The organism is Marmoricola sp. URHA0025 HA25 (assembly GCF_054059435.1).
In genome coordinates this window covers 3,567,387-3,591,527 of the sequence record NZ_JBSSCD010000001.1, presented here as the reverse complement: position 1 = coordinate 3,591,527, position 24,141 = coordinate 3,567,387, and the positions used below count along the sequence as shown (strand labels likewise).

The 24,141-nt window shown below is 72.5% G+C and carries 25 protein-coding genes, 2 tRNA genes and 1 pseudogene; 8 read left to right on the top strand and 20 right to left on the bottom strand.

What is annotated here, in order from left to right:
- Positions 1 to 117: 117 nt before the first annotated feature.
- A complete protein-coding gene (locus ACVW00_RS17740; RefSeq protein WP_457112217.1) occupies positions 118 to 1,539 on the bottom strand; it encodes an MFS transporter in 1,422 nt (473 codons plus the stop codon).
- A gap of 117 nt (positions 1,540 to 1,656) precedes the next feature.
- On the opposite strand from ACVW00_RS17740, the gene ACVW00_RS17735 reads away from it, so the two are divergent.
- Entirely contained in the window at positions 1,657 to 2,259 is a 603-nt protein-coding gene (locus ACVW00_RS17735; RefSeq protein ID WP_457112216.1) for a TetR/AcrR family transcriptional regulator, read from the top strand.
- Between the two features lie 62 nt (positions 2,260 to 2,321).
- Here ACVW00_RS17735 and ACVW00_RS17730 read toward each other — a convergent pair.
- Both ACVW00_RS17730 and ACVW00_RS17725 read right to left on the bottom strand, forming a co-directional pair.
- A tRNA-Asp gene (locus ACVW00_RS17730) sits at positions 2,322 to 2,398 on the bottom strand.
- A gap of 71 nt (positions 2,399 to 2,469) precedes the next feature.
- A tRNA-Glu gene (locus ACVW00_RS17725) sits at positions 2,470 to 2,542 on the bottom strand.
- 49 nt (positions 2,543 to 2,591) lie between these two features.
- Between ACVW00_RS17725 and ACVW00_RS17720 the strand changes: the two genes are divergently transcribed.
- Positions 2,592 to 3,005: a metallopeptidase family protein gene (locus tag ACVW00_RS17720; RefSeq protein ID WP_457112215.1), complete on the top strand. Its 414-nt coding sequence runs from the start codon at positions 2,592 to 2,594 to the stop codon at positions 3,003 to 3,005.
- A gap of 10 nt (positions 3,006 to 3,015) precedes the next feature.
- On the opposite strand, the gene ACVW00_RS17715 is transcribed toward ACVW00_RS17720, so the two are convergent.
- From ACVW00_RS17715 to ACVW00_RS17705, 3 genes are read right to left on the bottom strand one after another with little or no spacing between them, the layout of a single operon-like run.
- Positions 3,016 to 3,354 (bottom strand): fluoride efflux transporter FluC, encoded by a 339-nt coding sequence (locus ACVW00_RS17715; RefSeq protein ID WP_457112214.1) that lies wholly within the window; start codon positions 3,352 to 3,354, stop codon positions 3,016 to 3,018.
- Entirely contained in the window at positions 3,351 to 3,767 is a 417-nt protein-coding gene (locus tag ACVW00_RS17710; protein WP_457112213.1) for a fluoride efflux transporter FluC, read from the bottom strand. The genes ACVW00_RS17715 and ACVW00_RS17710 overlap by 4 nt, the downstream gene beginning before the upstream one ends.
- Complete coding sequence (locus ACVW00_RS17705) at positions 3,764 to 4,729, bottom strand: ATP-binding protein (RefSeq protein ID WP_457112212.1); 966 nt, start codon at positions 4,727 to 4,729, stop codon at positions 3,764 to 3,766. The genes ACVW00_RS17710 and ACVW00_RS17705 overlap by 4 nt, the downstream gene beginning before the upstream one ends.
- 161 nt (positions 4,730 to 4,890) lie before the next feature.
- On the opposite strand from ACVW00_RS17705, the gene ACVW00_RS17700 reads away from it, so the two are divergent.
- Positions 4,891 to 6,336 (top strand): NAD(P)/FAD-dependent oxidoreductase, encoded by a 1,446-nt coding sequence (locus tag ACVW00_RS17700; RefSeq protein WP_457112211.1) that lies wholly within the window; start codon positions 4,891 to 4,893, stop codon positions 6,334 to 6,336.
- 144 nt (positions 6,337 to 6,480) lie between these two features.
- Here the strand turns inward: ACVW00_RS17700 and ACVW00_RS17695 are convergent, their stop codons facing one another.
- From ACVW00_RS17695 to ACVW00_RS17665, 7 genes are all read right to left on the bottom strand, one after another.
- Positions 6,481 to 7,158, bottom strand: a complete 678-nt coding sequence (locus tag ACVW00_RS17695; protein WP_457112210.1) for a PaaI family thioesterase — start codon at positions 7,156 to 7,158, stop codon at positions 6,481 to 6,483.
- A 53-nt stretch (positions 7,159 to 7,211) separates the two neighbouring features.
- Positions 7,212 to 7,880: a GTP cyclohydrolase II gene (locus ACVW00_RS17690; RefSeq protein WP_457112209.1), complete on the bottom strand. Its 669-nt coding sequence runs from the start codon at positions 7,878 to 7,880 to the stop codon at positions 7,212 to 7,214.
- Positions 7,873 to 8,601 carry a RibD family protein gene (locus ACVW00_RS17685; protein WP_457112208.1) on the bottom strand — a complete coding sequence of 243 codons (729 nt, stop codon included), beginning with the start codon at positions 8,599 to 8,601 and terminating at the stop codon, positions 7,873 to 7,875. The genes ACVW00_RS17690 and ACVW00_RS17685 overlap by 8 nt, the downstream gene beginning before the upstream one ends.
- Positions 8,594 to 9,523, bottom strand: coding sequence for a lysylphosphatidylglycerol synthase domain-containing protein (locus ACVW00_RS17680; protein ID WP_457112207.1), 930 nt, complete (start codon positions 9,521 to 9,523; stop codon positions 8,594 to 8,596). Before ACVW00_RS17680 ends, ACVW00_RS17685 begins: the two co-directional genes overlap by 8 nt.
- A gap of 83 nt (positions 9,524 to 9,606) precedes the next feature.
- Positions 9,607 to 10,653: a glycosyltransferase family 4 protein gene (locus tag ACVW00_RS17675; RefSeq protein ID WP_457112206.1), complete on the bottom strand. Its 1,047-nt coding sequence runs from the start codon at positions 10,651 to 10,653 to the stop codon at positions 9,607 to 9,609.
- Positions 10,654 to 10,666: 13 nt separating this feature from the next.
- Positions 10,667 to 11,065 (bottom strand): 6-pyruvoyl trahydropterin synthase family protein, encoded by a 399-nt coding sequence (locus tag ACVW00_RS17670; RefSeq protein ID WP_457112205.1) that lies wholly within the window; start codon positions 11,063 to 11,065, stop codon positions 10,667 to 10,669.
- A 29-nt stretch (positions 11,066 to 11,094) separates the two neighbouring features.
- Complete coding sequence (locus ACVW00_RS17665) at positions 11,095 to 12,075, bottom strand: zinc-dependent alcohol dehydrogenase (RefSeq protein WP_457112204.1); 981 nt, start codon at positions 12,073 to 12,075, stop codon at positions 11,095 to 11,097.
- 153 nt (positions 12,076 to 12,228) lie between these two features.
- Between ACVW00_RS17665 and ACVW00_RS17660 the strand changes: the two genes are divergently transcribed.
- Positions 12,229 to 14,361 (top strand): CDP-alcohol phosphatidyltransferase family protein, encoded by a 2,133-nt coding sequence (locus tag ACVW00_RS17660; protein WP_457112203.1) that lies wholly within the window; start codon positions 12,229 to 12,231, stop codon positions 14,359 to 14,361.
- A 3-nt stretch (positions 14,362 to 14,364) separates the two neighbouring features.
- Here ACVW00_RS17660 and ACVW00_RS17655 read toward each other — a convergent pair whose 3' ends face one another.
- Positions 14,365 to 15,066, bottom strand: coding sequence for a methyltransferase (locus ACVW00_RS17655; RefSeq protein ID WP_457112202.1), 702 nt, complete (start codon positions 15,064 to 15,066; stop codon positions 14,365 to 14,367).
- A gap of 95 nt (positions 15,067 to 15,161) precedes the next feature.
- Between ACVW00_RS17655 and ACVW00_RS17650 the strand changes: the two genes are divergently transcribed.
- Positions 15,162 to 15,611: an SRPBCC family protein gene (locus ACVW00_RS17650; protein ID WP_457112201.1), complete on the top strand. Its 450-nt coding sequence runs from the start codon at positions 15,162 to 15,164 to the stop codon at positions 15,609 to 15,611.
- Here ACVW00_RS17650 and ACVW00_RS17645 read toward each other — a convergent pair.
- From ACVW00_RS17645 to ACVW00_RS17630, 4 genes are read right to left on the bottom strand one after another with little or no spacing between them, the layout of a single operon-like run.
- Positions 15,517 to 17,223 (bottom strand): phytoene desaturase family protein, encoded by a 1,707-nt coding sequence (locus ACVW00_RS17645; protein ID WP_457112200.1) that lies wholly within the window; start codon positions 17,221 to 17,223, stop codon positions 15,517 to 15,519. The two genes, ACVW00_RS17650 and ACVW00_RS17645, sit on opposite strands and share 95 nt — an antisense overlap.
- Complete coding sequence (locus ACVW00_RS17640; RefSeq protein ID WP_457112199.1) at positions 17,220 to 17,447, bottom strand: CDGSH iron-sulfur domain-containing protein; 228 nt, start codon at positions 17,445 to 17,447, stop codon at positions 17,220 to 17,222. Before ACVW00_RS17640 ends, ACVW00_RS17645 begins: the two co-directional genes overlap by 4 nt.
- Before the next feature lie 10 nt (positions 17,448 to 17,457).
- Complete coding sequence (locus tag ACVW00_RS17635) at positions 17,458 to 18,465, bottom strand: iron-containing redox enzyme family protein (RefSeq protein WP_457112198.1); 1,008 nt, start codon at positions 18,463 to 18,465, stop codon at positions 17,458 to 17,460.
- Positions 18,466 to 18,494: 29 nt separating this feature from the next.
- Complete coding sequence (locus ACVW00_RS17630) at positions 18,495 to 19,154, bottom strand: hypothetical protein (protein ID WP_457112197.1); 660 nt, start codon at positions 19,152 to 19,154, stop codon at positions 18,495 to 18,497.
- Positions 19,155 to 19,286: 132 nt separating this feature from the next.
- Between ACVW00_RS17630 and ACVW00_RS17625 the strand changes: the two are divergent.
- The 3 genes and pseudogenes from ACVW00_RS17625 to ACVW00_RS17615 form a co-directional block, all read left to right on the top strand.
- Positions 19,287 to 19,451: pseudogene (locus ACVW00_RS17625) on the top strand (SDR family NAD(P)-dependent oxidoreductase); the annotation flags it as partial.
- 61 nt (positions 19,452 to 19,512) lie between these two features.
- Positions 19,513 to 20,331, top strand: a complete 819-nt coding sequence (locus ACVW00_RS17620; protein WP_457112196.1) for an SDR family oxidoreductase — start codon at positions 19,513 to 19,515, stop codon at positions 20,329 to 20,331.
- Positions 20,332 to 20,351: 20 nt separating this feature from the next.
- Entirely contained in the window at positions 20,352 to 22,085 is a 1,734-nt protein-coding gene (locus ACVW00_RS17615; protein ID WP_457112195.1) for a glycoside hydrolase family 13 protein, read from the top strand.
- Positions 22,086 to 22,100: 15 nt separating this feature from the next.
- On the opposite strand, the gene ACVW00_RS17610 is transcribed toward ACVW00_RS17615, so the two are convergent.
- Positions 22,101 to 22,487: a sensory rhodopsin transducer gene (locus ACVW00_RS17610; protein WP_457112194.1), complete on the bottom strand. Its 387-nt coding sequence runs from the start codon at positions 22,485 to 22,487 to the stop codon at positions 22,101 to 22,103.
- Positions 22,487 to 24,139, bottom strand: coding sequence for an alpha-amylase family protein (locus ACVW00_RS17605; protein ID WP_457112193.1), 1,653 nt, complete (start codon positions 24,137 to 24,139; stop codon positions 22,487 to 22,489). Before ACVW00_RS17605 ends, ACVW00_RS17610 begins: the two co-directional genes overlap by 1 nt.
- Positions 24,140 to 24,141: the final 2 nt, after the last annotated feature.

Below are 24,141 nucleotides of genomic sequence, written 5' to 3'. Positions count from 1 at the left end.
AGGACATGCGAATGTCGCTGCCGGGGCGGATGTGGTTCCCAGGGGCCACCGGCGCGACATTCGCATGTTCCCGTGCAAGTCGCTGGGCCGGCGACCCGGGGGCGCCGGGCCCGGGCCTCAGCGCCCGGCCTCACCCGGCGACCTCAGCCCGACCGCGACCACTGCGGCGACGACCACCAGGACCACCGCGGCGTACGCGGTCGCGGTGGCGAAGCCGTGCACCGTTGCCTGGAGGCCATTGCCCGCGTAGCTCCGCGTCGCGCCGATCGCGATGGTGTTGAGGACCGCCGTGCCGACGCTGGCGCCGATCTGCATCGCGGTGTTCGCGGTCGCCGCGGCGATGCCGGCCGATCGCGGGTCGATGCCGCTGGTCGCGACGCCGATCGACGGGGTGAAGACGAAGCCCACGCCGGCGCCCACGAGCACCATCGCCGGCAGGATCAGCGTCGTGTAGCCGCTTCCCGGCTCGAGCCTGGTGAGCATCGCGAGCCCGACCGCGGCGACCAGCAGACCCGGAGTGACCAGCGTGCGCGCCGGGGTCCCGGCCATCAGCCGGCTGGCGACACCCGAGCTGACGATCACGGTGACGTTGAGCGGCAGGAACGCGACCCCGGTGTGCAGCGGGCTGTACCCGAGCACCACCTGGAAGTGATAGGTGAGCATCAGGAACATCCCGAACGTGCCGATCACCGACGCCGCGGTCGCGAGGTACGCCGAGCCGCGACCGCGGTCCGCGAGGATCATCAGCGGGAGCAACGGGTGCTCGATGCGGGCCTGCCGGGCGGCGAACGCCGCGACGAGCGCGAGCCCGACCACGCCGGGCACGAGCACGCGCGCCGAGTCCCAGCCGTGGGAGGCGGCCTCGCTGCACCCGAGCACGATCGCCGCCAGGCCGCCGGTCGCGAGGACCCCGGACAGCACGTCGGTCGGCGTCGGGTGGCCGTCGCCGCGCGGCAGCACCCGGCTTCCTACGATCAGCGCGATCGCCGCGATCACCACGTTGACGTCGAGGCACCAGCGCCAGCCGGCGTACTCGGTCAGCGCACCGCCGAGGAGCAGGCCGGTCACCGCGCCGCTGCTGGCGATCGCACCGAAGATCCCGAACGCCTTGCCGCGCTCCTTCGGATCGGTGAACGTCACCGCGATCAGTGACAGGGCAGCTGGTGCCATCAGCGCAGCACAGGCGCCCTGGAGCGCACGACCCGCGACCAGGATCGGGAGATCGGTCGCCGCACCAGCGAGCGCCGAGCTCAGCGCGAACCCGGTCAGGCCGATCATCATCGCGCGGCGGCGGCCGATCCGGTCGCTGACCCGGCCCCCGAGCAGCAGCAGGCCCGCGAAGGACAGCGTGTAGGCGGTGATCACCCAGGCGCGCTCGGCGTCGCCGAAGCCGAGCGCGGCCTGGGCCGTCGGCAGCGCCACGTTCACGATGGTCGCGTCGAGGGCGACCATCAGCTGCGCGACGGCGATCACCCCCAGCGCGACCCACTTGTTCGGCGCGGCCGTCGACGCCGCGGTGCTGGTGCTCGTGTCGGTCATGGCACTGCTCCCGGAGTTCAAGCGGAGGTATTTCCTCCGCTTCGATCACGCTCGCACGGCTGCGCCGGACTGTCAAGAGAAATGGAGGATATTCCTCCGATTGGGTAGGCTGTCGTCATGACGATGCGGGCCGACGCCAGGCGCAACCTCGAGCAGCTCCTCGACGCCGCCCGTGAGCTCATCGTCGAGCGGGGCCCCCAAGTGCCGCTCGAGGACGTCGCCCGGCGGGCCGGGGTCGGCATCGCGACCCTCTACCGTCGCTTCCCCGACCGCGAGTCGCTGCTCCGCGCCGTCGTGCTCGACGCACTGCGACGCACCCGGGACGCGGCCGTGGAGGCGAGCGCTGGTGGCGACGCCTTCGAGGCGCTGGCGACGTACCTGCGGCGGGCCCTCGAGCTGCGGGTGTCTGCGGTGATCCCGCAGGTCCTCGACCTGCTCGACCCCGACGACACCGAGCTCGCCGAGGCGCGCGACGCGTCTGCCGAAGCAGTGTCGGCGCTGGTCGACGCAGCCCACGAGAGCGGCGACCTGCCTGCCGACATCACCTTCCTCGACATCGGCATGATGCTGGTCAGGATCGCGCGGCCGCTGCCCGGCCCGATGGCACCCGAGCTCAAGGACGAGCTGGCCCGCCGCCACCTGGAGCTGTTCGTCCGCGGGCTGGGAGCGCGTGACGGCGTCCTGCCCGGTCCCACCCTCGACCGCAAGGATCTCGCCTGACCCGGCGCATCTCGGGGGAACGCGCAACAGCCCGGACCTGACGGTCCGGGCTGTGCATGGTGTGGCGACCCCGACGGGACTCGAACCCGCGGCCTCCGCCGTGACAGGGCGGCGCGCTAACCAACTGCGCTACGGGGCCTCGTGCGACTTTCGGCTGCTGAACCAGAAGCCACGGAATGCTAACGCATCAGTGGCCTCCATCCGAAATCGCACCCCCAACGGGATTCGAACCCGTGCTACCGCCGTGAAAGGGCGACGTCCTAGGCCACTAGACGATGGGGGCCCGCCGAGACCGGAGTCCCGGCACGACCGCTCCAGCATAGGGGTGGCGCGTGAGCTCTGCGCGCGTGAGGGTGGGTTTCGACGGGCTCGACCACCGTCGTGCCTACGCTGACCGGGTGCAGCTCTCCGAGGCCGAGTTCGACGAGCTGGTCGCCGACGCGCTCGACCGGATCCCGGCACCGCTGACCGCGCTGATGGACAACGTCGTCGTGCTCGTCGAGGAGGAGTCGCCGCCCGACGAGCCCGGACTCCTCGGCCTGTACGTCGGGACGCCGCTCACCGACCGCGACAGCGGCTACACCTTCCGCCCGCCCGACCAGATCTTCGTCTACCGCGGGCCGCTGCTGCGCATGTGCGTCGACGCCGACGAGCTCGCCGAGGAGATCGAGGTGACGGTGGTCCACGAGATCGCCCACCACTTCGGCATCGACGACGAGCAGCTGCACGCCTGGGGCTGGGGCTGAGCGATCCCGCTCAGCCGAGCTGGTAGCCCACCCACGCGGTCAGGAGGCAGCCGGCCACCGTGCCGGTCGCGTAGAGCAGGCCCGGCCAGCCGCCGCGGTTGACCGCCTGAACCGTGACCGCCGAGTACGTCGTGAAGGCGCCGCAGAAGCCGGTGCCGACCAGCAGCAGCGGGCGCCCGTCGACGCCGTGCCCCACCAGCCAGCCGAGCAGGGCGGACCCGAGCAGGTTCACCACGAGCGTGCCCCAGTGGACGGTGTGCCCGCCGCGCGCACGGTCCAGGTGGTGACCGGCCAGCAGCCGCAGCGGCGCACCCACTGCCGCGCCGAGCGCGACCAGGAGGCCGCTCACTCGTCGGCCTCGTCGAGCTCGAGCAGCGCGCGGTCGTCCGGCGTCGTCCAGCGATCGACCAGCCACACCGCGGCCAGGGCGGCGACCAGCGTGCCGCCGGCGTACAGCAGCGCCGTGTCCGTGTGGTGCCGCTCGAGGAGCACGACGGTCTGCTCGCTGGCCGCCGACATCGTCGTGAAGCCCCCGAGGACGCCGGTGCCGAGGAACACCGCCAGCCACGGGGTGCGCCGGACGAGCGCGATCGCCGGCAGGGCAGCGAGCAGCGCGCTGCCGGTCACGTTGATCCAGAACACCGTGGTCGGGAACCCCGCGCCGACGGGGAACTGCTCGCCGAGCGCCCACCGCGCGAGCGCACCGACGAGCCCTCCCGCGGACGCAGCGAGCAGCGCCACGCGCAGGGCCGGTGCGGTCACGAGACCTCGCGTCGCCGCGGCAGGACCAGGCGGAGCGGACCGTCCCACCGGATCGGCTCCTCGCCGTCGGCCTGGCGACGGAACTCGCCGAAGTACCACTTCTCCATGTCGATGACGTAGTCGGGCGGCCGCACCGAGAGCAGCACCTGGCCGCTGAGCTGGTCGTAGACCTCGACGAGGAGCCGAGAGAGCCGCGCCATCGTCTCGGGCGCGGTCGGCGGTGCCACGTAGGTCAGGTCGACCGACGGCGTGCCGTCGGCGATGGCCTTCTCGAGCGCCTCGAGCCCGGAGACCTGCCGGCGCTCGTACTCGACCTGCAGATAGGCCTCGGAGAAGTCGACTGCCAGCGGGTAGCGCTCGCCGTCGGTGATCGCCAGCAGCCGCAGCTCCCGCCCGAGCTCGTTGAAGTGCCGGCGCAGGTGGGCGAAGAGGTCGACGGGCATCCCCAGGAGCTGGATGCGCACGAACGTCGAGGGATCCGCGGGCACGACCGGCAGGTCGGCGAGGGCGGCGTCCATCGTGAACACCTCGCCCTCCGTGGGCGACTCCCGTACGCCGTCGCTCGGCTCGAACCACACGACCTTGCCCAGGCCGTTGGGGCTGATGTCGGCACCCCAGCGCACCGAGTAGCTGGCCACCAGGTCCAGGCCGCGCCCCACCGTCGCCCAGGAGCGGTCGTCCTCGACGTCGATCAGGAGCTCGCTGTGCCGGCGCTGCGGAGGCACCAGCGACTGGTCGGTGACCTCGATCCGCGGATGCTCCGGCGTGCCGCGGACGGTGACGGTCATCGGCGGCTCCGCGTGCAGGATCGCGTTGGTGACCAGCTCGGAGACGGCCAGCCGCGCACTGTCGGCGAGCTCGCTGTGGCCGATCTCCCGGAGCACGCCGGAGACCCAGTCGCGTGCGAGCCGCACGGACGGGGGACTCGCTGGCAGGGCCAGCGTTCTCTTGTTCCAGGGCACTAGGGCGAACTCCTGGGTCCAACGCGAATGACGAGACGGTCGCCGAGCCCGCCCCTCCGCGTCAGATCAAACCACAACAGAGCCTCCGGGCCACGGATGCTGTGACCGATCAGACGCCTGCGCGGTTGTGGCCCTTGGTCCCGAACCCGGACAATGGAGGCATGCCGACCCCCCACGGAACACCTCGCCATCGCGTCGTGGTCATCGGGTCGGGCTTCGGCGGGCTCTTCGGCACGAAGGCGCTGCGCCGGTCCGACGTGGACGTGACCATGGTCGCGAAGACCACCCACCACCTGTTCCAGCCGCTGCTCTACCAGGTGGCGACCGGCATCCTCTCCGAGGGCGAGATCGCACCGCCCACGCGCGAGGTGCTGGCCAAGCAGAAGAACGCCACGGTGCTGCTCGGCAACGTCACCGACGTCGACCTCGCGGGCCGGACGGTGACCTCGGAGGTGCTCGGGCGCAAGCGGGTGACGGCCTACGACTCGCTGATCGTCGCCGCCGGTGCCGGTCAGTCCTACTTCGGCAACGACCAGTTCGCGCGGTTCGCGCCGGGCATGAAGAGTGTCGACGACGCGCTCGAGCTGCGCGGCCGCATCTTCGGCGCGTTCGAGCTCGCCGAGCTGTACGCCTCCGAGGGTCGTCCGGTCGACCACCTGCTCACGTTCGTGGTGGTCGGTGCGGGGCCGACCGGTGTCGAGATGGCCGGCCAGATCGCCGAGCTGGCGCACCGCACCCTCCACCGCGACTTCCGCTCGATCAACACCCACAAGGCGCGGGTGATCCTGCTCGACGCTGCGTCGCAGGTGCTGCCGCCGTTCGGCGCGAAGCTGGGTGCCTGGACCAAGAAGCGGCTCGAGTCCCTCGGCGTCGAGGTGCAGCTCGGCGCGATGGTCGTCGCGGTCGACGAGCGCGGCCTCGAGGTCCAGGACCGCGACGGCACCCGCCGTCGCATCAACGCGGTGACCAAGGTGTGGGCCGCCGGCGTACAGGCGAGCCCGCTGGGGCGCACGCTCGCCGAGCAGACCGGTGCCGCCCTCGACCGGGCCGGCCGGATCTCGGTCAACCCCGACCTCACGCTGCCGGGCCACCCCGAGGTGTTCGTCGTCGGCGACATGGCCTCACTCGACCACCTGCCGGGCGTCGCGCAGGTCGCGATCCAGGGTGCCCGGTACGCCGCCCGGCAGATCGACCGGCGGCTCAAGGGCAAGGCGCCGCAAGCGCCGTTCAAGTACTTCGACAAGGGCAGCATGGCCACCATCTCGCGCTTCAGCGCGGTCGCGACGGTCGGCAAGCTGCGGCTCTCGGGCTTCATCGCCTGGCTGATGTGGCTCGCCGTGCACCTCTTCTACCTCACCGGCTTCAAGAACCAGATCACCGCAGTGCTGCACTGGACGGTGACGTTCATCGGCAACGACCGGTCGGAGCGTACGGCGACCGAGCAGCAGATCTTCGCCCGTCAGGCCCTCGAGCGCCTCGACCACGGCGCCAGCGCCCTGGTCAGTGCTCCCTCGCATGCGCCGACCCGCGAGGAGCTGGAGGCCCAGGCGCTCGAGGAGGCACGGCTGACCGACTCGGGTGCGCGCGGCCGGGCCGAGGTGTCCTAGGAGTCGTAGGACTCGCCTCCCTGCGCACCTCACCAGGTCTCGACACGCTCGGTCCCGGCTTCGCAGGCTCAGCCGGACTCGCTGCTCCTTGCGTCGAGCCCAGTCGAGGCGACCACCGTTGTGAAAGGCCGCTGACGCGTCCTCTCACTCGAACTGCGGGGGTGTCGCTCCGCGCTCGGCGAGCTGCTCGCGTGCCCACCGCGGCAGGATGAAGATGCCCTCCGCGGTGACCGTGACGGTCCCGTCGGCACGGCGCAGCTCGCCCTTCACGATCGTCTTGATGCCCTCGCGGCGGTCGACCCACGCCGCCGCCGAGCACGGGCCCAGCGGCGTGTTGAGCGCGTAGCGGAGGGTGAGGGTGCCGGTCATGCCGGGCGTGCCACCCGCGGCGGCGGCCTCTCCGAAGACCTGGTCGAGCACGAGCGCCACGACGCCGCCGTGCACCTGCCCGGGAGGCCCCTCGTGCAGCGCGTTGAGCTCGAACTCAGCGCTGGCGCGCTGGTTGACCTTGTCCTGCACCACCGTGAGCGGCACGGCGTTGGGGTTGCGCAGGCCGACGACCGCGTTGCCGTAGCCGCGGATCCGCCCGCCCTTGGTGAAGGAGACGCCGAAGTTGTCGGCGATCATGCTCTTCTCGAGGGTCGCGGTCAGGTCCTCGACCTGCCGGCGGACCTCGTCGACGGTCGCGTGGTCGACCGTGGTGCGCAGGGTGGCCTCGTTCAGGCGGCGTACGGCCTGGGCCAGTCCGCCGAACACCTCGACCTCGGCGTCGACCTGCTCGTCGGTGAGGTCGAGGACTTCGTAGTCGAAGGGTGCGGCCATCCGCCAAGAATAGAACCAATTTCAGTACGGCGGTATGTGGCCTGCCTCTCTCCTCAGCCCGCCTCCATGCCGATCTCGGGGTCGGCGGGCACCGCGAAGGTGTGCGCGCCCCGGCCGGCCTTGGCCGCGAGGTAGCGCGCGTTGGCCGGGTTCAGGTGCACGCCGGTCGGGACCCGGGCGGCCACGGTGATCCCCAGCCGGCCCAGCTGCGCCGCCTTGTCCGGGTTGTTGCTCAGCAGCGCGAGCCGCTCGACCCCGAGCGCGTGCAGCATCTGCGCAGCGGGGGCGTAGTCCCGCTCGTCGGCCGCGAACCCCAGGGCGAGATTCGCCTCGTAGGTGTCCATCCCTCCGTCCTGCAGCCCGTAGGCGTCGATCTTGGCGTACAGCCCGATGCCACGGCCCTCCTGGCGGAGGTAGAGCAGGAAGCCACCCGTCGCGGCGATCGCGGCGACTGCCTCCGCGAGCTGGGGCCCGCAGTCGCACCGCTCGCTGCCCAGCACGTCCCCGGTCAGGCACTCGCTGTGCAGCCGGACCAGCGGCGGCCGGTCCGGCTGCTCGCGGGTGACCGGGGCCGCATGGGTGCCCAGGCCGAGGGCGAGATGCTCCCGGCCATCGACGAGCCCGTCGAAGGTGAAGACGCGTGCCGTCGTCGCCACACCGTCGCCCAGCCGCATGGGCACGGTGACCTGGTTGCGGATGGTGGCGACCGGCAGCTCAGACATCGGCGTCTCCCCACGGCTCGTCCTCGAACGACCCGGAGGCGGCGAAGCGGTCGGAGGCGGCGTAGCGGAGCAGCACCACGTCGTCGAGGACACGCGTGCCGGCGAGCTTCGCGCGGCGACCGGCGTTCCAGGGATAGGACCCGTCCTCGACGAGCCGGGGCGCCGCCGAGTCACCGACGAAGAACGGCGCCACGGCGAGCTGCAGCTCGTCGGCCAGGCCTGCGGCGAGCAGCTGGCTGAGCACCGTCGCACCGCCCTCCACCAGCAGCCGGCGCACGCCGCGGGCGTGCAGGTCCGAGAGGACGTCGGCGAGGCAGATCCGCTGGTCGCACTCGACGACCGTCGCGACGCCGCCGAGCGTCTCCCGCGCCTCCTCGGCCGTCTCCTGGGCGCAGTAGACGAGCTTGTCGACGTCACCGGTGGTGAAGAAGTCCGCGCCGGGGTCGAGCTTCGCGAGCGCGGTGACGGTGACCTTGAGCGGGGTCGGCGTCCGGCCCTGCGCCACCCGCCGTGCGATCCGCGCCGGATCGCGGACCATCAGTCGCGGGTTGTCGGAACGGATTGTCCCGGCCCCGACGAGGATCGCGTCGGCCCCTGCACGGACGTCGTCGACGCGGTCGAGGTCGGCCCGGCCCGAGAGGATCAGGCGCCTGGGCGACGTGTCGTCGAGGTAGCCGTCGAGCGACATGCAGCAGCTCAGCAGGGTGTACGGCCTAGACACGGGCAGCCTCCTCGTGTGCGCGCGCCGGGGCAGGGTCGACGGGGGCGGACGAGCGGCGCCCCGCCAGGAGCACGACGGCACCGGGGAGGGTGGCGACCAGTGCCATCACGCCGTACACGACCGCAGTGGTGACGCCGGCCGCCGCACCGAGCCCGGCAGCTGCGAAGGCCCACGCGGCGACTCCCTCGCGCGGGCCCCACCCGGCCACGTTCGCCGGCACTGCTGCGGCGAGCAGCACGACCGCGGCAAGCGGGAGCAGCCGGTACGCCGGGACGCCGACCCCAGCGACGTGGGCGGCGACGACGAACACCAGCAGGTGGCCGGCGACGGCACCGGCAGACGCGACCGCCACGCCGCCCCGGACGCGGGCGGTCGCGAGCACGGCGCGCAGGTCGTCGCCGACGGTCCCGAGCATGCGTCCGACGAGACCCGGGGGCGCAGGGGCTGCGGACGCGAGGCCGGTCAGGAGCAGGGCGACCGCGAGCACCGCGAGGGCGACGAGGCCGACGGCCTGCAGCGGCGAGGGCAGCACGAGCAGGATCGCGACGGTGACCGCCACCTGGACCGCCTGCCCGAGGGTGCGTTCCCAGACCACCGACCGCACGCCGCGCCCGAGGGCGCCGGTGTCGCGACCGTGGGCGACGGCGCGGTCGACGTCACCCAGGACCCCGCCGGGCAAGGTCGCGTTGAGGAACTGCGCGCGGTAGACGGCGCGGACCGCCGCTGCCAGCGTCAGCCGGACGCCCAGCGCGGACGCCACCAGCTGCCAGCGCCACGCGGAGCAGAGGGTCGTGGCCGCGGTCACCGCCGTGGCCAGGAGCAGCGCCCATGGGCTGGTCAGCCGGAGGCCGTCGACGAACGGACCGGCGCCGATCCGCACGACGAGCACCCCGAGCACGATCGCCCCGGCGCCCAGTCGCACCCACGCCCACCCGTTGCGCTGGTCGATGACTGGCTCCGATCGGTTGTTCCTGTCAGGTCCTACGGTCGAGCTGCGGGTTCGGTTCAGGCCGAGGACAGCGCTCCGCCGATCCGGGCCGCGGTGTCGCGCCAGGTCGGGAGCGTCCGCCGGCGCTCCTGGGCGGCTGCTCGCAGACGCTCGCGCAGCCCGGGGTCGTCGAGCCAGGTGTGCAGCGCGCCGCAGAGAGCGGTGGTGTCACCCGGCGGGACCAGCACACCGGGGAGGGTCCCGTCCGCGGTGCTCCCCAGTGCCTCGGCGATGCCGCCGGTGCGCATCGCGACCACGGGCAGGCCGCGGGCAAGGGCCTCGGTGACCACCATGCCGTAGGTCTCCGCGCGGGAGGCGAGCACCAGCACGTCCGCGCTCCCGTACGCCGCCTCGAGCCCCGCTCGGTCCAGGGCGCCGGCCAGAACGAGCCGGTCGGCGATCCCGGCTTCGGCGGCCCCCGCCGTGACGCCGGCCGCGAACACAGGGTCCGGCTCGACGGAGCCGACACAGGTGCACCGCCAGCCGGGCAGGTCGAGCGACGCCAGCGCCTCGACCAGCTGGTCCTGTCCCTTGACCGGCGTCACGGCGCCGACGCAGAGCAGCGCGCCACCTCCGCGTGTGCCGGGAGCGAGCGGGCCGAGGTCCGTGCCCGGGACCGCCACGTGCACCGTGTCGGACGCGAGACCGTACTCGGACAGCAACCAGGAGCGCGTCCAGGTGCTGGTGGTCAGCACCGCGACCCGGCGCAGCATCGCCGCCTCCGGCGCTCGCTGCCCCGGCGAGAGGACGCCCAGCGGTAGGTGGACCAGGACGGCGACCTGCACGCTGTCGGCGTACCGGGTGACGAGCTCGGGGACCGCGGAGGCGACCAGTCCGTCGATCAGCACGCAGCCGTTGGGCGGCGCCTCGTCGAGCACCTTCACCAGCCCGGTGACGTCGGCCGGCTCCGGGGCAGGCCAGGCCCCGGCCACGGGACGCATCCGGACCGACCAGCCGAGCCCCTCGAGCTCGGCGCACACCCGCCGGTCGTAGATGTTGCCGCCACTCGGTCGCGCCGGGTCGTCGATCGAGTCCGGCACCACGAAGCGGAGGGCCCGGCTCATGGCGCGTCGCCCCTCACACGTCGCGCTCGTAGCTCGCCCACGCAACGTGGGACTCGTGCAGGGTCACCTTGACTCCCGCCAGGTCGCGCGCCGCCGCGCCGAGCGCGCCCGAGGCGATCCGCTCCGCCAGCCGGTCGGCGATCAGCCGGGCGACCTGCTCGGTCGTGGAGTTCTGCCCGGCGAAGGCCGGCTCCTCGTCGAGGTTGCGGTAGTTGAGGTCGGCCAGCACATGGTGCAGCTCGGCGGTCGCGCGGCCGATGTCGACCACGATCCCGTCGGCGTCGAGCTCGGCGCCCGAGAAGGTGGCGTCCACGACGAAGGTCGCACCGTGCAGCCGCTGGGCCGGTCCGAACACGTCGCCCCGGAAGCTGTGCGCGATCATCACGTGGTCGCGGACGGTGACGCTGTACATCGGCGCTCGCTCTCGTCGGTGGAGGTGGGTCAGGGCGCGGGATAGCTCACGCCGTGGCACAGCGCGTCGAGTCTCCCGGACGCCAGGTCGGCCATCACCTGGGGGAGCTCCTCCAGCTTGGACGACCCGGTGAGCAGAGCGTCGAACGCCGGGTCGCGGAGCAGGTCGAGGGCGAGCGCGAGCCGCTCGGCCGGCGTACGACGGGTCCTGCGCGCGGCGGCCACGGTGCCGACCTGGCTGGAGCGCAGGCCGAGCCGATCGGTGTGGAAGCGGCCACCGAGGGAGAGCTGCACCTCGGTGTCGCCGTACCAGCTGAGGTCGATCACGGTCCCGTCGGGGACCAGGAGGTCCAGCGACCGTTGCAGGCCCGCCGACGTGGCGCTCGTGTGCACGACCAGGTCTCGGCCCTCGGCAGCGTCGGCGGGCAGCGCGAAGCCCACCCCGAGCGCGTCGGCCGTCGCCCTGCGTGCGGGGTTGGTGTCGACCAGGTCGACGTCGACGCCGGGCATCCGGGCGAGCAGGCGGGCGACGCAGCAGCCGACCGTGCCGGCTCCCACCACGCTGACCCGGTCGCCCACCAGCGGGGCCGCGTCCCAGAGCGCGTTCACTGCCGTCTCGACGGTGCCGGCCAGCACCGCGCGCTCCGCCGGCACGTCGTCGGGGACGACGGTGACCGCGTCGGCCGGCACGACGTACGCCGTCTGGTGCGGGTGGAGCGCGAAGACCGTCCGGCCGACCAGGTCGGCCGGGCCCTGCTCGACGATGCCGACGTTGAGGTAGCCGTACTTCACCGGGCCGGGGAAGTCGCCGGCCTGGAAGGGGGCTCGCATCGAGGCCCGCAGGGCCTCCGGCACGCCGCCCCGGAACACCAGCGTCTCGGTGCCGCGGCTGACCCCCGATCGCAGGGTCCGCACCAGCACCTCGTCAGGTCCCGGGTCGGGCACGACCTCGTTGCGGATCTCGCCGATCCCGGGCTCGCGCACCCAGAACGCAGCCGCCTCGACCGCCATCGCCGCCCCTCGTCCGTCCTGAACCGATACCCGGGCTCCCGCGTAGGAACCGGTAACCCTGGCTACGGAGGCGCGGTGCATCAGGTTCAAGCGGGACCCCTGCGGGGATTCACGCGTGTCGTGATGCGACCTGCGCGAGGTCCGGCCAACCGGGTGACCCTCGCCCGCTCGGTGCTCGTCGGGGTCGTGGCCGTCCTCGCGCTCGCCGGCGACTTCGCCGCCCGGGTGCCGATCCTCGTCGCCGTCGCCTCCGTCGCACTTCTCCTCGACGGGGTCGACGGGTGGGTGGCGCGGCGTACGGGCACCGCGTCGGCCTTCGGCGCGCGGTTCGACCTCGAGGTCGACGCGTTCCTGATCCTCGTCCTCAGCCTGTACGTCGCGCCCGCGACCGGTTGGTGGGTGCTGCTGATCGGCCTGGCGCGCTATGCCTTCGTCGCCGCGGGCCGGGCGCTGCCGTGGCTCCGGGGGACGGCGCCACCGCGACCGTGGTGCAAGGTCGTCGCGGTCGTGCAGGGCGTGGTGCTGACCGTCGCCGCAGCCGGCCTGGTCCCGGCCGGCTGGATGCGCCTGGCGCTCGCGGTGGCGCTGGTCCTGCTCGCGGAGTCCTTCGGCCGCGAGTCCTGGGAGCTCTGGAAGCTGCAGGGCGGCGACGCGTCGAGCGCGATCCGCGGTGTCCGGTCCACCGCTGCGACGGTGCTCGCCCTGGTCGTCGTCTGGTTCGTCCTCGTGCTGCCCGAGAAGGTCACCCACCTCACCTCGGGGGCGTTCGTCCGGGTCCCGGTCGAGGGGCTGGTGCTGGTCGCGCTCGCCCTGGTGCTGGGCCGTCGGGCAGCCCGTGCGGTGACGGTCGCGTTCGGGCTGCTGCTCGGCCTGGTGCTCGTCCTCAAGGTGCTCGACCTCGGCTTCTCCAGCGTCCTGGACCGCACCTTCGACCCGCTGAACGACTCCTACTACCTCGGGCCGGCGGTCGGCGTGCTCGCCGACTCGATCGGCCGGCCCGCCGCGCTCGCGGTGGCAGCCGGGACCGGCCTGCTCGTGATCGGCGTGGTCGCGGGGGTCTGCCTGGCGGTCGTCCGGCTCGCCCACGCCGCTCGCCGGCACGAGGCCGTCTCCAGGCGTGCCGTCGTGGCGCTCGCCGTCGCCTGGGGCCTCGCCGCGGCCACCGGCCTCCAGGTCGCCTCGGGACCCGTCGCGTCCGCGGGCGCTGCCGACCTCGCGTTCGGCCAGGTCCACCAGCTGCGCGCCGACTTCGCCGACCGCAAGGTGTTCGACAAGGAGATCGCGACCGACGGCTTCGCCATCCGTCTCGCGGCGACGCCGCCCGACCAACGGCTGGCCGGCCTGCGTGGCAAGGACGTGCTCGTGGTCTTCGTCGAGAGCTTCGGGCGAAGTGCGGTCGAGGGCTCGTCGTACTCACCGGGCGTCGACGCGGTGCTCGACGACGGCACCCGACGGCTGAAGGCCGCGGGGTACTCGACGCGCAGCGCGTTCCTCACCTCGCCGACGTTCGGTGCGGGCAGCTGGCTGGCGCACTCCAGCCTGCAGTCGGGCCTCTGGGTCGACAGCCAGCAGCGCTACAACCAGCTGATCACCGACAAGCGGCTGACCCTGACGCGCGCGTTCGGCGACGCGGGGTGGCGCACCGTCTTCAACGACCCGGCGATCACCCACGACTGGACCGACGGTGAGCGCTTCTACGGCTTCGACAAGTCCTACGACTCGCGCAACGTCGGCTACCGCGGCCCCCAGTTCGGCTACGCGCCGATCCCCGACCAGTACTCGCTCGACGCCCTGACACGCTACGAGCTCACCGCCGACCCGGCCCGTCCGCGGGTCATGGGGGAGATCGACCTGGTGTCCAGCCACCACCCCTGGACCCCGCTGCCGCACCTGGTCGACTGGGACGCGCTCGGCGACGGCTCGGTCTTCGACGGGATGCCGGCGCAGGGCGAGTCCGAGGCCACCGTCTATCGCGACCCGGCCAAGGTCCGTGCGCTCTACGGCCAGTCGATCCAGTACACGATGGGGGCGCTCGTCTCGTGGCTGGAGCGCCGTCCCGATCCGAACCTCGTGCTGGTCGTGCTCGGCGACCACGAGCCGCACCACTACGTGTCGGGACGGACGCCCGGACACGACGTGCCGGTGGTGGTGATCGCCAGCGACCCGTCGGTCACGGACCGGGTCGCCGGGTGGGGCTGGCAGGACGGGCTGCACCCGGCGTCGGACGCCCCGGTGTGGCGGATGGACTCGTTCCGCGACCGGTTCCTGGGCGCCTTCGCGCAGTGAGCGTCAGCCGGTACGGCGTACGCACACCACCACGCCGGACGGGTCCGGCTGCCGGACCTCGCTGAGCTCCAGCCCCTCGGCGACCGCGGTCCGCAGCTGCACGACCTGGTCGAGCGTCCCGAGCTGCAGCAGCATCGTGCCGTCCTGCGCGAGGTGGCGGCCGGCGATCTCGAGGCTCCTGCGGGCGTACGCGAGACCGTCCGGGCCGCCGTCGATGGCGGTCAGCGGGTCGTCGGGATAGCGGCCGGTCGACCGGGTCGGCACCCACGGCGGGTCGGCGATCACCACCGCGAAGCGTTCGTCAGGGGCGAGCGCAGCGTCGAGCGGAGCGTTGCGGACCTCCACCCGGTCGGTGATCCCGGCGGCGACGGCGTTGAGGCGCGTGTAGTCGCAGGCGACCGGGTCGATGTCGACCGCGACGAGTCTGCGGTCGCTGCCGAGCGCCGCGAGCAGGCCGATGTGGCCGGCGCCGCAGAAGAGCTCGAGCACGGGCCCGGCAGGCGCCTCGCGGAGCACCTCGGCAGCCCAGGCGGCGTGCGCCGCGGTCCACGGGCGCGGACACAGCACCCGGTCGTCGTAGGCGATGTCGAGGGCACCGATGCGGGCGATCCGGCGGACCGCGGCGTCGCTCGCGGGCTGGGTCGCGGGCTGCGTCGCTGTCTGGGCCGCTGTCTGGGCCGCTGTCTGGGCCGCGGTCGAGGTCATGGCCGCTGGTACCCGCTTCACCTGCCCGGCACACGCCGCCGGGCATGGCCGCACGTGGGCCGGGTAAGGGACCGGGACCGACCACAGGAGGTCTCGTGAAGGACGGAACCGCCGTCGTGCGCCGTCTGATCCACGCCGAGCCGGCGAAGGTGTGGTCGGTGCTGTCCGACGGCTGGCTCTACCCGTCGTGGGTCGTGGGAGCCTCCCGGATGCGCGAGGTCGAGGAGTCCTGGCCCGCGCCGGGCAGCAAGCTGCACCACTCCGTCGGCCTCTGGCCGCTGCTCCTCGACGACCGCACGGAGGTCGTCGGCTGCGAGCCCCAGCACCGCCTCCGGCTCAAGGCGCACGGCTGGCCCGCCGGCGCCGCCGAGGTCGACATCGAGCTGACCCCCGCCGGCGAGGGCACGGAGGTCACCATCCGTGAGGACGCCGTGTCCGGACCGGCCCGGCTCATCCCGCCACCGGTCCGCCAGCTCGGCGTGATCCCGCGCAACAAGGAGGCGCTGCGCCGGCTCTCGTTCCTCGCCGAGCGCCGCGCCGACTGACGACGGAGTCGAGCTCCGCTAGTCGCGCAGCAGCCGGCCCCACGCGGTGCGCAGCAGCGCCCGGCGAACGCCGGCCCACGGCCGCTCCGTCGCCATCGCAGCCCGGGCCGCGTTCCAGCCGCAGGCTCCGTGGACGCCGCCACCGGGATGCGCGGACGCCCCGGCGAGGTAGAGCCCGGGCACCGGCGTCTCGGGGCGGCCGAGCCCGGGGATCGGCCGGAAGACCAGCTCCTGGTGGACCGCGGAGGTGCCCGCGTTGATCGCTCCGCCGACGAGGTTCGAGTCGGCGGACGCGAGGTCGGCGGGGCTCTGCACCGAGCGGGCGAGGACCGTCGCGGAGAACCCCGGCGCCACCCGCTCGATCGCGGCGGTCATCCGGTCGACGTGCTGCTCGAGCGCGGGCGTCGTCGTCGACCGTCCCGGCGGGCACGTGGCTGTAGGCCCAGGCCGACTCGGTGCCTGCCGGCGAGCGGGTCGGGTCGGCGGTGGTCATCTGGCCGAAGAGCAGGAACGGCCTCTCGGGCCTCCTGCCGACGCTCAGGTCCGCGGCGAAGTCGACGAACCCGTCGACGTCGACACCCAGGTGCACCGTACCGGCGCCGTGCGCCTCCGCCGCGCGCCACGGCACCGGCTCGCGCAGCGCCCAGTTGAGCTTCACGGTCGCGTGGTCCCACTGGAACCGGCCCACGTCGCGGCGTACCCGGGGCGGCAGCCGGTCGAACCCGACCAGGTCCCGGTAGAGCGTGGGGGCGTCCACGTCGGCGAGGACCGCACGCCGCGCTTCCAGCCGGGTCCCGTCGCGCAGGCGTACGCCGACCGCCCGACCGCCCGCGATCTCGATGTGCTCGACGCGCTGTCCGGTGCGGATGACCGCGCCAGCGGCGCGGGCCCTGCTCGCGAGCGCCTCGGCGAAGCGCTGCGCGCCGCCCTCCGGCACGGGGTAGCCGACGTCCTGGCCGAGCATCGTGAGCAGCCAGCCGAAGATGCCGCTACCGGCAGCGTCGGGTGGCACGTCGGCGTGCATCGCGTTGCCGGTCAGCAGGAGGGCAGCACCGTCGCCGCCGAAGTCCTCCTGGCCGAGCCGGCGCACGGGCAGCACGGCCAGCCGGGCGAGGTCCATCGTGCCTGCGGCCTTCAGGGCGCGAGCGATCCGCATCCCGGACCGCACCGGCGGGAACGGCGTGAAGAGGGCGTCGAGCAGGGGATCGCGCACCCGCTTCCACTGCGCGAACATCCGCAGCCACGCGTCGCCGTCGCCGTGGTGGAACCCGTCGACGCTCGCCGCCGTGACCTCCGGGTCACGCGACAGGACCGCTGCCCGCCCGTCGTCGAGGACGTGGCTGAGGACAGCGGGAGAGTGTCGCCAGGTCAGGCCGTGAGGGCCGAGGTCGAGGTCGCCGATCACCGGTGAGGCGGCGGCCAGAGGGTAGAACGCGCTGAACAGGTCGTTGCAGAAGCCCGGCGCGGTGATCTCGGCGCTGCGCACCGCGCCGCCGACCTCGGGGTTCGCCTCGACGAGGATGACGTCCCAGCCGGCGTCCGCCAGCGCGTTGGCCGCGACCAGGCCGTTCGGCCCGCCGCCGATCACGACGGCGTCGGCGACGACGGTCACGTGAGCTCCGACGGCGGTGGCGCGGCGGCGGTCACCACCTTGTGGGTGCCGTCGCACCAGGGCGCCCGTTGCGAGCGGCCGCACAGGCAGACCGCCACCACGGGTCGCGTGGTCCTGTGGGCTCGTCCCTGCTCGTCGAGGACCTCGTCGGCGCCGCGGACCAGGGCGGGACCTCCGGGACACACCTCCACCTGGCACCCGGAGCTCGTGCGGGCCGCGCTCATCGGGAGGACCTCATGCGACTTCATGGTAGGCGTCGGGCAGCAGCGCCGAGGCGCCCGTCTCCCAGGCGTCGAGCATCAGCAGTCCCGAGCGAGCCTCGAGCTGGAGACACGCCGCGGTGCCGACGAGCACGTCACGGTGCAGGTCGGGCTCCTGGTCGACCAGCCGCTGGCAGATGCTGCGAACGGCGAGCTGCTCGTGGACGGCGTCGGCCTCGACGTGCTCGTCGAAGTAGCCGGTGACCCGGTCGTCGAATCCGAGCCGCGCCGCTCCGCCGGAGTACCGCTTGCAGGGCAACGAGCTGGTCGACTCGAAGGCGGCGAGGTGGCCCATGAGCGCACCGCGCAACCGGCGGTGCAGGGCGAACAGCGACATCACGTTGTTCACCGCCAGGGTCGCCGCGGGGACGACGTCGACGTAGGCGCCGTACGCCGGGTCGAGATCGGCCCCCTCGAGCGCCCGGGCGAACAGCGTGCTGTGCAGCCGATCCGGCCGGCCGCCGCCGAACTCGTCGTACTGGAGCTCGGCGAGCGCGACCTTCGGCGCGCCGTCGAGGCGCGGGATCGCGAAGGCGTGGGGGTCGGACTCCTTCAGGTGGTAGACGCTGCGATGGACCAGGAACTCGCGGTACTGCTCCTCGGTCGCGTGCCGCTGGAGGTACTGCGCGAGACCCGGCCCGTCGTCGGCGGCGATGAGGGCCGCGACCGCGTCGGCGGTCCGCGCGGGCTCACCGATCACCTCGTCGACCGCGGCGGCGGTCAGCTCCCGCACCGCTCGTTCGAACGCTGACTCGATGCCGGCACGGGTGGTGATGAGGGCCGGCGACCACTCGCGGTCGGTCTCGACGTCCTCGAAGCCGCGGTAGCTCAGCTCGTAGAGCGCCCAGAGTGCGATCTGCACGTCGTCGTCGGCGAGCACGTCCGCGGAGGTCGCGTCGAACGGGGTCGGTGTCGGTTCGTCCGCGACCATCTGGGCGAACACGTGCTCGCTGAGCGGTCCGCGTGGTCGGGGGAGGCGCATGCCTCGCAGTTACCCGTGCGTCAAAGGCGTCATGCGTGGCTGGTGGTGCGGTGCGTGCGCCTCCGGGCCACCAGGTACGCCGGCTCACGGAGTCGTTCCACCCAGCCGTAGCTGCCCAGCCCGGGCACGACGTTGACCAGCCGGTCGAAGGAGAGCCGCCTGTCGTCGCCGAGGGGCTCGCCGAGCTCCAGGGTGCCGAAGGAGACCCACGGACCGACCGGCCCGGCCCAGCGCAGGTCGAAGGAGGGTGTCGACCCCGGCACGGCGGCGAGCAGCAGCGGTCCGCGCGGCGAGCGGTAGGGGAGCAGCGACGTGAGGGGGCGGCCGCTGGTCCGCCACGTCGGGGTGAGGAGGTAGCGCGTCAGGCGCCCGAGCCCCGTGCTGGCCAGCAGCACGTCGGCGGGGCGGTCGCCGGTCTGGACGCGGATCGCCAGGCCCTGGACGTCCGGCAGCGGACCGGGCAGGCCGACGCCGCGCGACAGCCGCGCGAGGGCGTCGTCGCGGCCGGGCTCGTCGAGCCAGGGCACACCGGTCAGCGCGCCGCCGCCAATCCGGGTCAGTGTGGCGCGCCGCACTTGCCCGTCGGGGTGCAGCGGCTTCGTCCGGTCGCGCGCTGCCCCGAGCGCGACCGCACCGGACGACAGCAACCCCCCTGCGGTGCGAGCCAGGACGTCGATCGGTGACTCCATCGCCGCCCGATACCCAGCGGCCCCGTGGGCAATCGGCCCCCAAGGACGTGGTGACGGGCGCTACGTCGTAAGGGCGCGTCAATCCGTGGTGATGGGGAACAGGACGGAGGACCGCAAGGGCAGGAGGAGCACGTGGAGAGTCGTGTCGTCGTCGTGACCGGGGCGAGTGCCGGGGTGGGCCGCGCGACCGCAGTCGAGCTGGGTCGTCGTGGCGACAAGGTGGCGCTGCTCGCCCGCGGCCTCAAGGGACTCGAGGCGGCTGCGCGCGACGTGGAGCAGGCCGGCGGCACCGCCCTGCCGATCGTGACCGACGTGGCCGACTACGACCAGGTCGAGGCCGCGGCGGCCCGCGTCGAGCATGGAGCTCGGGCCGATCGACGTGTGGGTCAACAACGCGTTCTCCGCGGTGTTCGCGCCGTTCACGAAGATCTCGATGGACGAGTTCCGCCGTACCACCGAGGTGACCTATCTCGGCTACGTCCACGGCACCAAGGCTGCGCTCGACCGGATGGTCCCGCGTGACCGCGGCACGCTCGTGCACATCGGCTCGGCGCTGTCGTACCGCGGGATCCCGTTGCAGAGCGCCTACTGCGGCGCGAAGCATGCCATCCAGGGCTTCCACGAGTCTCTGCGGTGCGAGCTGTTGCACGACGGCAGCAACATCCACACCACGATGGTGCAGCTGCCGGCGGTGAACACTCCTCAGTTCGACTGGGTGCTCAACAAGCTGCCCGAGCACCCGCAGCCCGTGCCGCCGATCTTCCAGCCCGAGGTGATCGCTCGCCAGGTCGTCTACGCCGCGGACCACCCGGAGCGCCGCGAGTACGTCGTCGGCGGCAGCGCGGTTGCCACGATCTTCGGCAACCGGGTGGCATCCGGCGTTCTCGACCGCTATCTCGCGTTCACCGGCTACGACTCGCAGCAGACCGGCGAGCCGGTCCACCCGGGGCGTCCCGCGAACCTCTGGGAGCCCGCCGACGGCGAGGACGGCCACGACTTCGGTGCCCACGGGTCCTTCGACGGCTCGGCCTCGGGCTTCTCGGCCCAGAGCTGGCTGACCAGCAAGGGAGTGAGCCCGGCACTGGTGAACCTCGGTGCCGCGGTCCTCGCGGGCACGAAGATGGTGGCGTCAGACCCGAAGGCGTTCCTGGCGGCGCTCCGCATGCGTCCGTCGTGACGGCGGGGCACACTGCACGGATGATCAGCAGCGAGTGGTGGCGCTCCGCCGTCGTCTACCAGGTCTACCCGCGCAGCTTCGCCGACTCCGACGGTGACGGCATCGGCGACCTCGTCGGCATCCGCGAGCGCCTCGACCATCTCGAGCGGCTCGGCGTCGACGTCGTGTGGCTCTCGCCGGTGTACCGCTCTCCGATGGACGACAACGGCTACGACATCAGCGACTACGAGGACATCGATCCCGTCTTCGGCACCCTCGACGACCTGGACGCGCTCCTCGAGGACATCCACCGCCGGGGCATGAAGCTGGTGATGGACCTGGTCGTCAACCACACCTCCGACGAGCATCCCTGGTTCGCCGAGTCGCGCTCCTCGAAGGACAGCCCGAAGCGCGACTGGTACTGGTGGCGACCGGCGCGGGAGGGCGGCGTACCGGGTGAGCCCGGCGCCGAGCCGAACAACTGGGGCTCGTTCTTCTCCGGGCCGGCCTGGGAGTACGACGAGGCGACCGGCGAGTACTACCTGCACCTGTTCTCCCGAAAGCAGCCGGACCTGAACTGGGAGAACCCCGAGGTCCGCCAGGCTGTGTACGCGATGATGCGGCGCTGGCTCGACCGCGGCGTCGACGGCTTCCGGATGGACGTCATCAACATGATCTCCAAGGACCCGGCGCTACCCGACGGCCCAGTGCGGCCGGGAGAGCAGTTCGGCGAGCTGGGGAGGTCGGTGCTCGACGGCCCGCGCATCCACGAGTTTCTCGCCGAGATGCATCGCGAGGTCTTCGACCCCGTCGACCGCGACCTCCTGATCGTCGGCGAGACTCCGGGAGTCACCGTCGAGGAGGCTCGTCGCTACACCGACCCGGCACGCCGCGAGGTCGACATGGTCTTCCAGTTCGAGCACGTTCAGGTTGACCGCGGCACCTCGAAGTGGGACGTGCTGCCCTTCGACATGCGCGTGCTCCGGCGCGTGCTCGACCGCTGGCAGGAGGGCCTCGCCGAGGTCGGGTGGAACAGCCTCTACTGGGACAACCACGACCAGCCGCGGGTGGTCTCGCGGTTCGGCGACGACGGCGAGTGCCGCGTCGAGTCGGCCAAGCTGCTCGCGACGGTCCTGCACCTCCAGCGCGGCACGCCCTACCTCTACCAGGGCGACGAGCTCGGCATGGCCAACTACCCCTTCACCTCGATCGAGCAGTTCGAGGACATCGAGTCGGTCAACTACTTCCACGAGGCGGTCGCTCGCGGCGAGGACCCCGAAGACGTGCTCGCGTCACTGCGTGCGATGAGCCGGGACAACAGCCGGACGCCGATGCAGTGGGACGACTCGCCGCACGCCGGCTTCACCACCGGGACGCCGGGCCGGCCGGTCAACCCCGACTACCTGCAGGTCAACGCCGCTCAGCAGGTGGGCAACCCGGGGTCGGTCTTCGAGCACCACCGTCGCCTGATCGCCCTGCGCCACGAGGACCGGCTCGTCGCCGACGGCGACTTCCAGCTGCTGCTGCCCGACCACGACCGAATGTTCGCGTTCACGCGCGGCCTCGAGGGTGCGGAGCTCGTCGTCGTCGCGAACTTCTCCGGCGGCGAGACCGACCTCCCCGGTGTCCTGGTCGATCGGTGCGCGGACGGGACCCTGGTGATCGGTGACCGCACCGAGCCCACGATGCTGCCGTGGGAGTCGCGGGTCTACCGGCGCAGCCTCGACACGGTGGTGGCGCTTCCCACCGGTGGTCGCGCTGCCCTCCGTGGTTGAGCCTGTCGAAACCCCTCAGGTCGCCGAGCGAGGTGCGGGCCAGGCGACGGTGCTCAGCAGCGCGAGCGCGGGTTGGCGGCTGTCGAGCCGACTGTGCTGGACGACGACCGGCACGTCGCTGGTGAGCACGGAGGCGTAGTCGGTGTCGCGCGGCACCGGCTCGGGGTCGCTGAGGTCGTTGAATCGCTGGTGGACGGTACGCCGCGCCGGCACCGTGAACCGGTAGGGCCCGGCCGGCTCGCGATCGGCGAAGAACAGCATGATCTCGACGTGCGCGTCCTGGTCGGCGACGTTCAGGACGCACGCGGTCTCGTGGCTCTCAAGGGCGCGGCCCTCGCCGGTGCTGCGACCGGGGACGTGGCCCTCGGGGATGACCCAGGTGGTCGTGCCGAGCGGTTCCATCACTCTCCTTCGGGGTCGAGGACGTCGCTGAAGGGCTCGTCGCGGCGGCGCAGCCAGCGGAAGCCGTGGCCGGCGAGCACGAACTTGACCGGGTCGTCGTCGGGCGGTGGGTACTCCTGGTCGGCGAGGACGTCCGCGAGTTCGGACAGCGGGGTGCCGCTGAGCTCGCAGGTCACCTCCTCCTCGCCGAGGTTCACCGCGGTCACCAGGTGGCGGCCCTCGCTCTCGTGGCACAGGCACAGCACGCTGGGCGCGCCGGTCTCGAGCACCGTGCAATTCTCGGCGCCGATCTCCTCCGCACCCAAGCGCGACCGGGTGAGGTTGGCCACCAGCGCGAGGAGGCTGTCACGGTGCTGGCTCTGGGCCGCGACGTTGACGCGTTCGTAGCCGAACCTGCCCCAGCTGATCACGGAGGTGGGGAGCTGGTCCGGTTCGGCCAGCGAGAACCCGCCGTTGCGGGCGTCGGTCCATTGCATCGCCGTACGCACCGCCTTGCGCTCCGGGCGCGAGAGGTCCTCGCCCATGCCGATCTCGTCGCCGTAGAGCAGGACCGGCGCCCCGGGCAGGCTCATCAGGAGCGCGTGCGCCATCGCGATCCGGCGGGTGTCCCCGCCGAGCATCGGCGCGAGCCGGCGGCGGATGCCGCGGTCGTAGGCGCGCATGTCGTCGGACGGGGCGAAGGCCTCCAGCACCTCGTTGCGCTCGTCGCTGCTGAGCTGCTCGAGGTCGAGCTCGTCGTGGTTGCGCAGGAAGGTGGCGTACTGGCTGTGGGAGTGCGGTTGCGGGCGGCGTGCGAGTGCGCGGGCGAGCGGCTCGGCCTTCGACCGCGCCAGCGACAGGAAGGTGTTGTTGTTGAGCCAGAAGTCGATGATCATCGACAGCCGGTCGTTGCGGCCGACGTACTCGACGTACTCCTCCGGCGGCACGTCCACCTCTCCGAGCAGCACGCCTTCCGGCTGGTGCAGGGCGGTGAACTCGCGCATCTCGGTGAGCAGCCAGTAGCCGTCGTGCCGGGGATCCGCGGCACGCGCGCGCTCGACCATGTAGGGCACCGCGTCGATCCGGAAGCCGGAGACGCCCAGGCGCAGCCAGAAGCCCATGATCCGGCGGACCTCCTCGCGCACGCGGGGGTTGCCGAGCTCGAGGTCGGGCTCGAAGTCGTAGAAGACGTGCCGGTAGAACTTCTGGGCCTCCTCGTCCCAGGTCCAGACGCCGTCCTCGACCGTGGGGAACGCCGGGGCCACGTCGGTCTCGACAGGCTCGTCGGACCAGACGTAGTAGTCCCGGTACGGCGACTTCGGGTCGCTGCGTGCCTCCTGGAACCAGCGGTGCTGGATCGAGGTGTGCTGGGGGACCAGGTCGATGATCACCCGCAGCCCGAGCGACTCCGCCTTGTCGAGCAGGAACGCGAAGTCCGCGAGGTCGCCGAACCGCGGCTCGACGGCCAGGTGGTCGGTCACGTCGTACCCGCCGTCGTCGTAGGGCGACTGGTAGAACGGGAGCAGCCAGATGCAGTTCGCGCCGAGTCCGCGGATGTGCTCGAGCCGTTCGGTGACACCGTGCAGGTCACCCCAGCCGTCGCCGTTGGAGTCCAGGAAGAACGCGACGTCGACCTGGTAGATCACCGCGTTGCGGTACCACAGCGGCTGCACGG